General features: G+C 37.0%; 12 protein-coding genes. 1 reads left to right on the top strand and 11 read right to left on the bottom strand.

The window, feature by feature from the left end; genetic code table 11:
* Window positions 1-95: 95 nt before the first annotated feature.
* The 7 genes from DTK66_RS10045 to DTK66_RS10015 form a co-directional block, all read right to left on the bottom strand.
* A complete protein-coding gene (locus DTK66_RS10045; protein WP_153930496.1) occupies window positions 96-884 on the bottom strand; it encodes an alpha/beta fold hydrolase in 789 nt (262 codons plus the stop codon).
* A complete protein-coding gene (citG, locus tag DTK66_RS10040; protein ID WP_191668576.1) occupies window positions 874-2,292 on the bottom strand; it encodes a triphosphoribosyl-dephospho-CoA synthase CitG in 1,419 nt (472 codons plus the stop codon). The genes DTK66_RS10045 and citG overlap by 11 nt, the downstream gene beginning before the upstream one ends.
* A 96-nt stretch (window positions 2,293-2,388) precedes the next feature.
* Window positions 2,389-3,927 carry a citrate lyase subunit alpha gene (gene citF, locus DTK66_RS10035; protein WP_191668575.1) on the bottom strand — a complete coding sequence of 513 codons (1,539 nt, stop codon included), beginning with the start codon at window positions 3,925-3,927 and terminating at the stop codon, window positions 2,389-2,391.
* Window positions 3,917-4,822, bottom strand: coding sequence for a citrate (pro-3S)-lyase subunit beta (gene citE, locus DTK66_RS10030; RefSeq protein WP_153930493.1), 906 nt, complete (start codon window positions 4,820-4,822; stop codon window positions 3,917-3,919). The genes citF and citE overlap by 11 nt, the downstream gene beginning before the upstream one ends.
* A 2-nt stretch (window positions 4,823-4,824) precedes the next feature.
* The gene (citD, locus tag DTK66_RS10025; protein ID WP_153930492.1) at window positions 4,825-5,118 is read right to left on the bottom strand and encodes a citrate lyase acyl carrier protein; all 294 of its coding nucleotides are present in this window, start codon (window positions 5,116-5,118) and stop codon (window positions 4,825-4,827) included.
* Entirely contained in the window at window positions 5,118-6,161 is a 1,044-nt protein-coding gene (citC, locus tag DTK66_RS10020; protein WP_191668574.1) for a [citrate (pro-3S)-lyase] ligase, read from the bottom strand. Before citC ends, citD begins: the two co-directional genes overlap by 1 nt.
* Window positions 6,162-6,171: 10 nt before the next feature.
* Window positions 6,172-7,326, bottom strand: coding sequence for an NAD(P)-dependent malic enzyme (locus DTK66_RS10015; protein WP_191668573.1), 1,155 nt, complete (start codon window positions 7,324-7,326; stop codon window positions 6,172-6,174).
* A gap of 137 nt (window positions 7,327-7,463) precedes the next feature.
* Here DTK66_RS10015 and DTK66_RS10010 point away from each other — a divergent pair, with 137 nt between their 5' ends.
* Window positions 7,464-8,405, top strand: coding sequence for a sugar-binding transcriptional regulator (locus DTK66_RS10010; protein WP_191668572.1), 942 nt, complete (start codon window positions 7,464-7,466; stop codon window positions 8,403-8,405).
* A gap of 33 nt (window positions 8,406-8,438) precedes the next feature.
* Here DTK66_RS10010 and DTK66_RS10005 read toward each other — a convergent pair whose 3' ends face one another.
* From DTK66_RS10005 to DTK66_RS09990, 4 genes are all read right to left on the bottom strand, one after another.
* On the bottom strand, window positions 8,439-9,857 hold the full coding sequence (locus tag DTK66_RS10005; RefSeq protein ID WP_191668571.1) for an anion permease: 1,419 nt from the start codon (window positions 9,855-9,857) through the stop codon (window positions 8,439-8,441).
* A gap of 25 nt (window positions 9,858-9,882) precedes the next feature.
* Window positions 9,883-10,818: an L-lactate dehydrogenase gene (locus tag DTK66_RS10000; protein ID WP_191668570.1), complete on the bottom strand. Its 936-nt coding sequence runs from the start codon at window positions 10,816-10,818 to the stop codon at window positions 9,883-9,885.
* A gap of 67 nt (window positions 10,819-10,885) precedes the next feature.
* Entirely contained in the window at window positions 10,886-12,280 is a 1,395-nt protein-coding gene (locus tag DTK66_RS09995; RefSeq protein WP_191668569.1) for a flavocytochrome c, read from the bottom strand.
* Window positions 12,281-12,413: 133 nt separating this feature from the next.
* Entirely contained in the window at window positions 12,414-13,802 is a 1,389-nt protein-coding gene (locus tag DTK66_RS09990; protein WP_191668568.1) for a class II fumarate hydratase, read from the bottom strand.
* Window positions 13,803-14,060: the final 258 nt, after the last annotated feature.

Here is a 14,060-nt window from a genome sequence, read left to right as displayed (position 1 = left end):
CAAATTTTCACTGAATACAAAATAGAATTATAACAAAAAAGCACCCGACAAATATGCAGATTTATCGGGTAGCTGATTTTATAAAAGCAAATTTATTAGTGTTCTCGTAAGTATTTATCCATTAAATCATTAAATTTTTCCGCCTGCTCAGCCATTATGACATGTCCGCTTTGATCAACTGCCTCATGAGTTATAACTTCTGAATTTTCCTCACACATTACATCTGCAAATTCGCCATTAAAATATGGACTTTGATTTGCTGTTACCAATAAAATTGGAATATTTGTTTGCGCAAGCGTTGAGCGCCAATCACGTTTAGCATGATCGTAAAGCAATGGTAAATTTTCCGCTCGAACAAAAGGAAACATTTCTTTTTCCGGCTCAAGTTTTGATATTACTTGCCGAGGAACCCCATTTAATGTTTCACGAACATTGCCATGCTCCTTTAGTTTTAACTTGTAGGATGCCCGTGTAACATCCATATATCCGTAGTGCCATGTAGGCGTATTAATCATTTTAGGTGATTGATCCACGGAAATTACACCACTTAAGGGAAATTCAGGATAAGTACTTAAAAATCCATATATTATTGATGCTCCCATAGAATGTCCGATTAAAAAAGGTTTCTTTAATTGCAAAAAGTTTAATAACTCATATAAATCTTTTATCAATGGTTCAACAGAATCTAAACTTTCATCTCTAGTTGATGCACCATGATTTCGCTGATCATATGTGATTACTTGGTAACCTTGATCTAACAAATTTTTTACCTGTAAACACCATATTTGCTGATATCCACCAAAACCATGGATTAACACTACTGGCTGTCCTGTACCATAAACATAGTAATTAATTTTTATCCCATCACTTGTTTTAAAATCCATCAGGCATCCCTTCTTTTACTAAACCTAAAAAGATTGTAACTATTAATAAATCAGCTGTCCCTCCAAGACTTAAATTTTGTTGGCTAAACTTTTTTTCAATTTCATTTAGCTTTTTCCGTCCCGCCTCAGTTTCTATTCCACCTAGTGATAAGCATTCTTTAATTTCCTTATTTTTCCATTGTTGGATTGTTAGAGTTCCTGCCCTTTTAATTAGCGTTGAATCTTCAATATGCAGTGCTAATTCTAAAAAAGTCATTAAGATACGACTATTCCAGTCACCAACTGAAGTTAATAAAGTTGGCAAACCATATTTAAATACTGTGGGATAGCCTGCATGTGCTTCACCGCGAATTCCCGAAAGACCATATTTCAAATATTGTTTTTCACCTGCAGTTAGATGCTCTTTTTGCTCGAGATGTTTTAAATCATCGTTAATTAAGTTTACCAGCATATGCTTAATTATTGTCTGAATATTATCAGGATCAAATTTTTGCAAATGTTGCAAACTATACCCTACAGCTGTAACAATTACTCCTAAAGAAAAAATTGCCCCTTTATGAGTATTAACATTGTCTGTAACAGAAAACATCTTTTTTTCTGCTCGCTTACCATATTCTCGTAATTCCTCAAATAGCAAAGACAAATCATCAGATCGACTCATTGTCCCAATCAATGCCGCTTGATGGAGATAATTACGCAAACTAACTGAACTATTAATAAAAGTAAAAATGTCCATGTCTAAATGTGCCCCATGTTCAACGGGATCAACCAAGCCTGGCTTAGGCCAAGCAGAAACTTCATATAATAGAGCCTGCAGGGCTAATTGCGTCAACCAATTAGCCATTTTCTCTTTTTCACATTGTAATAAATTTGTAGAAATTAATATACTTACTTTTCTTTGCAAATCTTCAACAGAATGGCGACGGGATCGACCACATTCTTTTGCTGGACGTCCACAGATTAGACATTTCCTAGCTGGTTGATCTGCATCTGACCTAGAAAGTACTTTTATCACACCATTATTATTAGTTAACACATCTAAATCAAACAAACGATAACTAGGTTTTAATTCTTCAAATCGACTTGTACATGCCTTTATTTCGATTGCAGATGCCTGAACAAGATAAAATCTTTCTGGACCAGTATCTTTATCTAACCATTCTTTCTTACAAATAAAGTTAAAACCAGTCTCTAATAATATCTCTTCAAATTTACTTAAACCAGCTGCAAAAAAAGATTCTATTTCACTATTATTTTTTATTGGCCCAGGAATATTTAATTTAGCTGCTACAACAGTCATTGATGGATTGCATTTTAACAATTGATTTTGCACTGCAATACGTTCATCTTTATTTTGTAAGACAGCAATAATATCTTGATATTTGCCATGATCAAAAATAGTTTGCATATTAACTCCTCAAGCTTAAAAATCTAACACTAATTATAACAATAATAGATATAAAAAACGGCACCAGGAAACTAGTACCGCAATTTCTATTCGTAATTAGTCCTTAATTTGTTTAATTTCATCAATTAAAGTCCCATCACGATATTCAACAAGTGCTACTGTCCGATCAGTATATTCAATCTTTGCTGGTTTTCCAACAATCTTTTCTGCACGTTGTTGTAATTCGTCAATTGAAACTAGCGGAATGCTTGGTACATTCTTAAAAGCTGCAATTAAATCTTTACGTGCAGGATTTACAGCAACACCAACTTCAGTAACCACCACATCAATTGATGAACCAGGAGTAGTTATTGAGTTAACCGCTGGAACAATTGTTGCAATCCGACCACGAGTTAATGGTGCAGAAATAATTGTCATCTTTGCAGTACCGGCATCTTGGTGACCACCAACAGCCCCACGAATTTCACCGTTAGAACCAGTTAAAACATTTACATTGAAATCAGTATCAATCTCTAAAGCCGAAAGAATCGCAACGTCTAATTGATCAACCATCGCGCCCTTGTTATCTGGATCAGCGTACCAAGAACCATCGATTTCAATTTGACCCGGATTACTCTTCATGCTTGAAGCTGCACCTTTATCAAAGTCTTGAACATCCATAACCTTCTTAACTAATCCTTCTTCTAAAAGTTTAACAATAGGAGAAGTTGTTCCACCGCAGGTAAAGGAAGCAGTAATATTATTATCTAACATTGCCTGACGAAGGAAACGAGTAACAGCTAAGGCAGCTCCACCAGTACCTGTTTGGAATGAAAAGCCTTCTTTAAAGTAAGGAGAGTTAACGATTACATTGTTAACCATTTTAGCAATCTTTAATTCTTTAGGATCCTTTGTAAAACGAGTAGCACCACTACCAATCCGATCCGGATCGCCCACCTTATCTACTTTTACAACATAATCAACTTGTGTTTGTTGAATAGAAGCAGGAGTGTTAGGGTAGTCAGCAATAGTATCTGTAATTAACACTACTTTGTTTGCGTACTTTGCATCAACGAGAGCATAACCAAGTGAACCAAGAGCTGATTCCCCATTCATACCATTAGCATTCCCCATTCGGTCAGAATTTGGAACACCGATAAAAGCAACATCAATTTTAATGTTTCCATTTTCAATTGAACGAGCTCGATTACCATGTGAACGGAAAATTACTGGATTCTTCAATAAACCATGAGAAACGGCTTCTCCCAGGCTTCCCCGCATACCAGAACTAGTAATATTAGTAATCGTACCAGCTTTAATAGCTTCAATTACTTTATCGTTCATAACTCCAGTCAATGATGATGGGGCTAAAGTCAGATTCTTGTAACCCATCTTGATAATTTTATCCATTACCATGTTAAAGACAAAATCACCATTACGGAAATGGTGGTGGAATGAAATTGTCATTCCATCCTTCAAGTTATTCTTAATTACATCGTCTAATGAATCAACTAACTTGTCATCCCCTTTAGTTACACGAACGTCATGACCAGTATAATGGACAATAGGATGGCCAATTTCAGTAGTTTCAAATGGCTTGTAGTTTGTTGAATTTAAGATTTCATCTGAAATTTCGCGACCGACTTTATTTTTCAATGTATTCACCCTCCTCATTGATTAAGTTAGACGCCTTAGCTAATCGAATGACCCGTTGTGCCCGTAGTACAACGGGACGGTCAACCATTTGACCATTCATTGAAATAACACCTGAACCTTTTTGATGAGCTTCTTCAATTGCAGCTTCAACATCTAATGCATTTTCGATTTCTTTCTTAGTTGGTTCATAAATTTTATTTACCCAGTCAATCTGCCGTGGGTTAACAAGAGATTTACCATCAAATCCTAATTCATGAATATGTTCGGTTTCACGTTTAAATCCTTCAATGTCATTCATGTTTGTAAATACTGTATCAAATGCAGCAATTCCTGCGGCACGAGCGGCATGAAGAATCATATTCCGCGCAAATTCAAGTTCAGCGCCATCAGGGTAACGGTGAGTCTTCATATCAGTAGTGTAGTCTTCTGCGGAAAGAGCTAACCCAATCATACGGTCAGTACTTGCCGCGATTTCAGGAGCGTTTAATACTCCCTTAGCACTTTCAATGGCTGCCATAACATGCGTCGTTCCTGGCTCGATACCAAATTTATTTTCTGCTTCTTCAACGACTTTTACAAGATCAAGCATCATTTGAGCAGATTCGACTTTTGGTAACCGAACAACTTGAATACCAGCTTTTACCATTGCAAAAACGTCATTTTTGAAAAATGGCGTATCAATTCCATTAACACGAACAACTAATTCCGAATCACCATAATCCTGTGTTTGAAGGGCTTGATAAACAAGCATCCGAGCAGCATCTTTTTCTGCCATAGAAACTGAATCTTCCAAGTCAAACATAATGGAGTCGGCGCCATAAATACCAGCATCCTTTACCATTCCGGCATTGTTACCTGGAACAAACATCATTGTTCGACGTAAACGTTCTTCCATCCTTAAAATACCTCCCAGTCTGGTTGGTCTGCTGTATCAAGTGCACGTTGAGCAGCAGCCATTGTCCGTGCTTTAATCACACAATCTAAAGCTCCTTTATCTACAGCTTTAACATTGGCATTGTCAATCCCATAAGCAGTCAAAGTATCAGTAATCACCTTACGAATCTGATCACCATAAAGTTCTTCTACTGAGGAATCTAAATCAATGCTGATACCATTATTACCTTGGCTCAAAGTAATTTGAATATCGGAAGATTCCAAAGTTCCTGCTAATGCAGTCTTCTTAACATCCATTATTTAATACTTCCTTCCTTTAGCCGAGTCCGAAGCTCAGACCAGTTATTTTTTATAAATTCGAGCGTCGTATTAGGAACATACTTTTCTACTAACGTAATGTTGTCATTAGCAATTGCTGCTCGTACCTTCGTTGCTGAAATAATATTTTGATCTTCAGTTTGCTTTCGATCAATTATTTTTACTTCAACATCAGGTGGTAGAACCCTAGTTAATTCTTCATTATATACATCTGTTGTCTTAGAATATGGTTCTTTACCTAAATACCGTCTCGTTATATTAAGCGGTTTTGCAATTTGATTCTTAAAAAGGGTTCCATCAAGTGAGGCTTGAAATCGTCCAACATTTTGATCATCTTTCAGAAAATATGCTGGAAATGTTGCATAACTAACCATATATTCTTTTCCTGGGACAACAGTTACATTTGGCAAATCCGCTGTTCCAGCTTTAACTAATTCATAGCGTTCAGCAAAAGAAAAAATAGAAACATCTTCACTAACAACAAAAATATACACATGATCATTTTCGTTACTTGCTGTTTCAACCAAATAACGGTGTCCCTTGGTAAAAGGATTAGCATTCATTACGATTCCAGCAACTTTACTACTATTTTGATTATCAAAATGTGGTAAAGATGAAATATAATCATGAATATTGGGCGTTCCGCTTTCTAAAATAGCTCCTTGCTCTACTCTTGCTAGTTCATGAAAGCCAACATATTGAAAGCTTTGAATATATTGTGGCTTTGTAAAAACAAACAGATGAAATCGCCCCAATATCGCAGCTTCGTTTTCTAATTTACTAACTAAACTATTAAAAGTTTCGCCATGACCCTGTATTTTTGAACAAATTGCAATATATTTTAATACATTTCCAGCAATTGAACCTGTTGCTAAAATATCGCCATTTTCTTCCCATACGAATGTCTTATCAATCGAGGCTGTTTCGCTTTCCGAAAAAATTTGAATACCATTAAATTGTAAGAATTTCTGCCACTTAGTAAAATTACGCTTCAAATGAATGTTTATTTCGCGAACTTGCATCAAAATTCCCCTAATCTTTCATTTTTTCTGCATAATGCCTTACTGCCTGTGCTACTGTAGTCACAACACCATCGTCAAATACGCCGGGAACAATTTTATCAGCTGTGGGATTAACAATCATATTAGCTAGACCAGCTGAAATTGCCATCTCAAGGCCAAAATCAACCTTGTTTAAGTTTGTTGATAGCAACCCTTTATATAACCCGGGAAATACGAGAATATTATTTACTTGATTCGGGTATTGGCTAGAGCCAGTTGCCATTACAGCTACACCTGCTTCTTTTGCTATTTGAGGATCAATTTCTGGTTTAGGATTTGCAAGAGCAAAAACAATCGGATTTTCTGCCATTGTTTTTACTTGTTCTTTACTTAACACATTAGCATCAGAAAGACCGATAAACACATCACGATCTTTTATTGCATCGCTCAAACTTTCGTATACCGTTTGATCACTGCTTTGTTTCACTAAATCAGTTTGGTAATGATTATAATTTTGACTATTAGGGTGAATTGGTCCGTCAATATCAACAAATGCAATATTTTTAATACCTGCCGCAAAAAGTAATCGAGCTGTGGCAACGCCAGACGCACCAACTCCATTAATGAGAACTTTAAGGTCTTTTAAGTTTTTATTAACTACTTTAGTTGCATTAATTAATCCAGCTAATACAACAATTGCTGTTCCCTCTTGATCATCGTGATAAACTGGAATATTAACTGCTTTAGAAAGTTTTTCTTCGATTTCAAAACAACGTGGAGCTTTTATATCTTCTAAATGAAATCCCGCAAATGATTCCTGCATATTTTTTAATGTAGTAACAAATTCATCAGCAGGAACTTGTTCAACCGTCAAAGGCAAGGCATTAACGTTTGCTAAATCTTTATATAGTAAGGCTTTTCCTTCGACAACTGGAAGTCCTCCCGCGGGACCAATATTTCCTAAGCCTAAGACAGCTGATCCATCGGTTACTAGTGCTACTAATTTCCCACTAAGAGTATACTTATCTTTAAGCTCAGGATAACGTTCAATGAGCTTAGAGATTACAGCAACCCCTGGCGTGTATGCTTCTCCCAGTTCTTTTTTATTTTTCACTTCAAATTGGGGTGCAATGTTAAGAACACCTTGGTTTTTGGCATGCATTGAGAGTATTTCTTCATCTTCCATTTGTCGAAAGCCTCCTCGTTTCATTATTAATATCTTACCATCTTTTTTAAAAAATTAAAATATTTACCTAGTTTTTAAAATATTTAAAAAATAATGTTATACTTTAACAATAAATGAGCACGAAAGGAATATAAAAAATGGATTCACAACATCAACAATTACTAGGTAACCTTGCACAAGATTATTATCTCAGTAAAATGGCAATTAGTGATATTTCAAAAAAATATAGCTTAAGCAGATACCTTATTATGAAATATCTTGACGAGGCTTTTTCTAGCGGGATAGTTGATATTAATATTCATACTGGATACGACCGAAACGCACAATTAGAACATGAACTAGCTCAAAAATTTAATATAAAAAATATATATGTTATCAAAGACCCTAATAATCCCCTTGATCGCGATAAAATTATTGCTAATTTTGCAGCCAATCAAATCCAATCGCTTATAAAGGAATATAAAGTAATCGGACTATCATGGGGAGAAACTATCTATAATGTACTAGATTACTTTAGTAAACAAACATCACATAATCTAACTTTCACACAATTCATGGGCGAAAATATGAAATATAAATCATCTGCCGCTTCAATGCGAATGGTGCAAAAGGCCGCTTCTAAGTATGACTGTCCTTACTACACCATTCCCGGACCATTATATATTCTTAATAACGCTGCAAGAAACGCTCTATACTCAGAGCCTGCTTTTACTCAAGCCTTTGATGTTGCCAATAGAATGGATATGCTTATTTGCGGATTAGGTACTCTTCAGTCAATTGATAGCATCCCTGCTTGGCATAATTGCAAAAATTTGCTATTTAAAGGAGTTAATTTAAGCCAAGTTGCTGGAATGGCATTTGGTCGTCCATACGATATCAATGGAAATTTCTTAATTCATCCTAATGATGATAAGACATTATCAATTCCATTAAATAAAATTCTCAATGTTCCAAAAAGACTTGCTATTATCCAACAAAAATCAAAATATCAGGCTGTTCTTGGAGCACTTCGTGGGAGTCTATTTACCGATATAATTCTTACTGAATCTATTGCCCTAAGAATTACAGAGAGACTATAAAAAAAGATCTGACAATTGTCAGATCTTTTTTTATTACCATAAACCAATAACTTTCATCCAAACGGTTCCAATTCCAACAAATACTACTAGATAAAGAAGACCGAGGATAAAGTTCATACGCCACCAATCAGCTTGTTTTACATAACCAGTACTAAACAGAGCTGAAGCAGGACCGTTAGCATAATGGGTAGTTGAACTATAAGCAGCTGCCGTTAATGAAAGAAGCATTGCTGCTAGGAAAGATGGTACTCCTGCAGAAATAGCAACCCCAAGGAATCCACTAAACATTGCAGTAACTTGAGCAGTACCTGAAGCAAATAGATAGTGACTGTAGAAATAAATTAGAACAAGAGCAAGTAGGATTACAAACCAGCTCATTCCGCTAAGTGAATGACTAACTGTTTTTGAGAACCATGGAATAATTCCCAACTTGTTTAATTCACCAGCAAGGAAAATTAAGATTGAGAACCAAATAACAACGTTCCAAGCACCGGTCTCATTTAAGACATCCTTAGTAGTTAAGATACCAGTTAAAAGCATCAAAACAACAGCAATAAATGCAACAGTCATTGCATCCATGCCAATAAAACTTGAAATCATCCAGAGGATAATTGCAACTGCAAAGATAATTAACATCAACTTTTCAGAAAGCTTCATTGGACCCATTTCTGCTAATTGTGAATCTGCTAATTGGCGTGCATCCGGCGTTTCTTTAATTTCTGGTGGATACATCTTGTAAATAAGCCATGGCACTAAAGCTAAAAGGATAACACCTGGTAGCAGAGCAGCCAAGAACCAAGAAATCCATGTAATGTTAACACCAAGCTCTTTAGCTAATCCAACAGCTACAATGTTTGGAGCCATGGCAGTCATAAACATTGCACTGGTAATAATGTTAACGTGGAATTCAGTAAACAGTAAGTAAGATCCCATTTTACGTTCTGTTCCATCTTTTGGAGATGAGTGGAACGTATTTGATAGGGCATCAATAATTGGTAATACAATACCACTAGCACGAGCTGTATTACTTGGTGTTGCAGGAGCTGTCACAAGATCGATTCCCATCAATGCATACCCTAAACCAAGTGATTTTTTACCAAAGTACCGCACAAACAATAACGCTACCCGTTGACCTAAACCAGTCTTAATAAAACCACGAGCAATTAAGTAAGCCATTGCAATCGTCCATGGAGTACTATTTCCAAACGCAACGACGGCTTCTTTCATTGGTGCGATTCCTAACAAAACAGTAAGAGTAAAACCAATTAAAGCAACACCGGCAATTGGCAATGGCTGTGTAATACATCCAACGATTGTTGCGATAAATAATGCCAATAAGTGCCAGGCAACAACACTAATTCCTTCCGGCCGAACTGGAGTACATAACCAAATTAGAACTCCAACGATTACCGGCCAGATAAATCCCTTATAATTTACCTTTGATAATCCCATTAGATTATTTCTCCCTTATAAATAATTAAAATTCAACGCCATCTAAGACTTCTTTCATCTTAGCAGCTGATAATTTGAGTTTTTCTACCTCAGTATCTGAAAGGCCATAATCAACTACTCTTTCAATTCCAGTTCTGTTAATAACTGCTGGCATTCCCAGATACAAATCATTAATTCCATATTGATTAGTTAGTGGCGCAGAGACAGGTAACATAACATTACGGTTTTCAATGATTGCCTTAACAATGTAAGCAAGATATTTAGCAACGCCATAGAAAGTTGCTCCTTTACCAGCAATGATTTCACTACCACGATTCTTCACTGCTTCTTCTAGCTCACTATAATCTTCAGAGGTTAAATTTGTAACTTCTTTTAAAGGCTTCCCATTAATAGTTGCTTCGTCAAATGCACCAAATGAGGTATCACCATGTTCTCCTAAAACCAATGCATCAATTTCATTCACTGGAACGTTAAGCTTTTCTGATAGCACCACGTTTAACCGCGCCGTATCTAATGAAGTACCCGTTCCAATTACACGGTGCTTGGGGAAACCGGAAAGTTGTTGTGTCACCGTTGTTAAAATATCAACCGGGTTACTTGAAACAACAAAAATTCCATTAAAACCACTTTCGACAATTGGCGTCACAATCGTCGAAAGAATTTTTGTGTTTTTATTAACAAGATCTAATCTTGTTTCGCCAGGCTTACGGGGAACACCAGCAGTAATAACTACTACATCGGCATCCTTAGCATCAGAATAATCCCCGGCATGGATGTTGACTGGACTAGTTAACGGAGTAATGTCTTGCAAATCAAGCGATTCCCCTGTTGCCTTTTCTTTCTTTAGGTCAACAATAACTAATTCATCAATTTCTTGAGTTGTTTGGAGTAATGAAAAAGCAAAGGATGATCCCACCGCTCCATCACCAACAAGCACAACTTTATGATGATGTCCTAACATAATTTTGTTTCCTCCAATAATAATTAATAAAATAATTGCTTTAGGCGGCTAAACACCGCCCTTAATCTTACTTTAAGCTACGGGCATAAACAGTAACTTGTTGACCTGCTTGACGTCCGAAGACAATCGTTTCCGCAATTGAGTTACCACCGACCCGGTTGTTTCCATGCAATCCGCCAGCAACTTCTCCTGCGGCAAAAAGACCTTTAATAACTTCTCCGTTACCGTCAAGTACTTGGGTTTTAGTATTGATGTGAATACCACCCATTGTGTAGTGAATTGCTGGTGCGATATGAATAGCAAAGAATCCCGGCTTACTAATTCCCCGATCCATTCCTGTTGTCCGGTGGAATTGCTTATCATCATGGTTTTCAACAGCTTCATTCCAGGTAGCAACAGTCTTCTTTAAGTTTTCTGGATCCATATTAAGTTTCTTAGCAAGGTCTTCAATTGTATCCCCATGTACAACCAATCCTACTTTGTCATAGAATTCAATTGCCTTAACATGATCACGAATGCCTTGGTCAAAGATTAGGTAAGCACTGTGTTCTGGCAGAGCAGTAATCGCATTAGCACAAATTTTCCGCGTGTTTAATTCATTAACAAACCGATTACCTTCAGCGTTAACCATAATAGCACCTTCACCACGAACAGCTTCACCAATTAAGTAAACATGTGGATTATCTTGTTGAACAGTTGGGTGCACTTGAACCAAGTCCATTTGCATTAATTCAGCACCGACACCTTCACCAAGTTTCAAACCATCCCCAGTAGCACCTGGTTGGTTAGTTGTCTTGTAATCTGCTAAATCAGGACGGAAACGTTTGATGTATTCCTTAGAAGCACCAAAGCCACCAGTAGCTAAAATAACGGCCTTGGCATGAATAGTCTTGATTAAGCCATCAGCATTTGCTTCAACACCAATTACTTTACCTTCATCATCCTGTAATAACTTAGTAACTTTCATCTTGTTAATTACTGGAATGTCTTCTTTTTGTACTACTTCTAACAAGCTCTTTACCAAAAAGCCACCAATTGGCGCCATGCTTGCTGGACGGTGAGTACGTTTACGGGACATCCCACCAGTGATAGTAATATCATCAAGCTTAATCCCATGATCTGCTAACCAATCGATTGCTGGTGCAGTATGGTATACGAAGTAGCCAAGCATATCTTTATCGTTTAACCGACCACCATCTTGGTATGTTTCGTGGTAAAAGTCAGCAACGTTATCAATTACACCATGATGCAATTGAACATTGGTTTCTGCAGCATTCATCCCAGAAGAAGCACGGTTTGTGTTACCACCAAGTTCCTCTTCCTTTTCAAGTACAACAGTCTTCATCCCTAATTCATTTGCTTGAATAGCTGCTGATAGACCAGTACCACCAGAACCAATAACAATAACATCATAATCATTATCTAATTTACTTACTGATAATGGTTGAAATTTTTCTGCCATGATATTGTTCTCCTTTACTTTTATCATTCTCTTCTCACTAACAGCCAAAAGGAGTGGAACAAGTCTGTTGATTAGTCAAGCTCATTACCACTCCCGCCAGAAGTTTTATTAACCTCTTAGCCTAAACCGCTATTTACTTGTCACGATCAACATTGGTCATCTTAAGCATGTCCATCCATTCATCGTATTGCTCTTCAGTAAGTTTGCCAGACTTCAAAGCAGCTTCTTTTAAGGTACTGCCTGCTTTGTCAGCAGCTTGAGCAATCTTAGCACTATCATGGTAGCCAATGTGTGGTGATAATGCAGTAACAGTCATAAGTGAATTATCAACTAATTCAGCCATCCGTTCTTCATTAACCGTCATACCATGGATCATCTTGTCCGCAAAGCCCATGATTGTTCCAGTCATCAAATCAGCAGATTCAAGGAAAGCATCAATCAATACTGGCTTGTAAACATTCATTTCAAAGTTACCTTGAGAGGAAGCCATTGTTACAACAGTATCATTACCGAATACCCGCAGTGCAGCCATTGTTACGGCTTCAGCTTGAGTTGGGTTAACCTTACCTGGCATGATTGATGAACCTGGTTCGTTGGCAGGGATGTTCAATTCGCCGTAGCCAGCCCGTGGACCAGAAGCTAAGAAACGAATATCTTGAGCAAGCTTGAACATATCAGCAGCCAATGTCTTCAATGCACCGTGAACAACGTCTAAACCAGAGTGGTTGGCTAAGCCGTAGAACTTGTTTGAGTCCGCAGTTAAGTTTAAGCCATATACTTCGCTAAGTTTTTCAGCGATCTTTTCTGGCATTCCTTCAGCAGCGTTCAAACCAGTACCAACAGCAGTTCCACCAATGGCTAACTCATTTAAGGTTGGTTCCAATGTCTTGATGTAGTCAAGGTCGTGTTCTAATGAAGCAACGTAACCGGAAAGTTCTTGACCAAATGTCAATGGAACAGCATCTTGCAAGTGGGTACGACCAACTTTGACAGTCTTCATGTACTTCTCTTGCTTAGCCTTTAATTCATCGATTAAATGTTGAACAGCTGGCTTCAACTTATCAAGCGCTTCTAAAGCAACAACGTTCATTGCTGTCGGGAAAGTATCATTTGAACTTTGCCCCTTGTTAACATCATCGTTTGGTAAAATTTCAATGTCAGGGTTGATTTCGTGTGCCTTATGAGCAACTACTTCATTAGTATTCATGTTGGTTTGCGTACCAGAACCTGTTTGGTAAACCTTTAATGGGAAGTCCTTACGCAATTCATCATCATTTAATGCTAATAATTCATCAATCGCCTTAACGATTAAGTTACCCTTTTCTTCTGAAATCGCCTTGGTCTCCATGTTAGCTTGAGCCGCCGCTTTCTTAATGTTCAGTAAAGCACGGATAATAGCTAATGGCATGTACTGACCAGTTGGGAAGTTATTACGACTCCGTTCAGTTTGTGGTCCCCATAATGCATCTGCAGGAATTTTAACAGGACCTAACGTATCTTCTTCAGTACGGTATTCTGACATCTCAAAAACCTCCAATGTTTTAATTGAGCAATCATAACTTGTGAAATGTTACACATCATTTACACATCTATCCTACATTGTAAATAGAGGTATAGTCAAACGTTTATACTTCTATAAAATTCACTTATAGTTATTGTGTTACTCACTGTTATAATAGCGTTTTCAGACGTCACTTGCAAAAATTTCACAATCTATATCAGTAAAAAAGGCTCTACAATATTAAGTACTGATGAACTACCATCGGTGCTTATTTTGTTT

The organism is Limosilactobacillus walteri, from assembly GCF_014830205.1.
Taxonomy (GTDB): Bacteria; Bacillota; Bacilli; order Lactobacillales; family Lactobacillaceae; genus Limosilactobacillus; species Limosilactobacillus walteri.
Note: the sequence above shows the minus strand (reverse complement) of the source record. Positions and strands in the feature narration are given on the sequence as shown.

Coding starts and splice junctions, on each gene's coding strand:
- citE (WP_153930493.1), bottom strand. CDS start 4,822: ATGGAAGAACGTTTACGTCGAACAATGATGTTTGTTCCAGGTAACAAT.
- DTK66_RS10015 (WP_191668573.1), bottom strand. CDS start 7,326: ATGGAAGATGAAGAAATACTCTCAATGCATGCCAAAAACCAAGGTGTT.
- DTK66_RS09995 (WP_191668569.1), bottom strand. CDS start 12,280: ATGGCAGAAAAATTTCAACCATTATCAGTAAGTAAATTAGATAATGAT.
- DTK66_RS10000 (WP_191668570.1), bottom strand. CDS start 10,818: ATGTTAGGACATCATCATAAAGTTGTGCTTGTTGGTGATGGAGCGGTG.
- DTK66_RS10005 (WP_191668571.1), bottom strand. CDS start 9,857: ATGGGATTATCAAAGGTAAATTATAAGGGATTTATCTGGCCGGTAATC.
- DTK66_RS09990 (WP_191668568.1), bottom strand. CDS start 13,802: ATGTCAGAATACCGTACTGAAGAAGATACGTTAGGTCCTGTTAAAATT.
- citD (WP_153930492.1), bottom strand. CDS start 5,118: ATGGATGTTAAGAAGACTGCATTAGCAGGAACTTTGGAATCTTCCGAT.
- citC (WP_191668574.1), bottom strand. CDS start 6,161: ATGCAAGTTCGCGAAATAAACATTCATTTGAAGCGTAATTTTACTAAG.
- citG (WP_191668576.1), bottom strand. CDS start 2,292: ATGCAAACTATTTTTGATCATGGCAAATATCAAGATATTATTGCTGTC.
- DTK66_RS10010 (WP_191668572.1), top strand. CDS start 7,464: ATGGATTCACAACATCAACAATTACTAGGTAACCTTGCACAAGATTAT.
- DTK66_RS10045 (WP_153930496.1), bottom strand. CDS start 884: ATGGATTTTAAAACAAGTGATGGGATAAAAATTAATTACTATGTTTAT.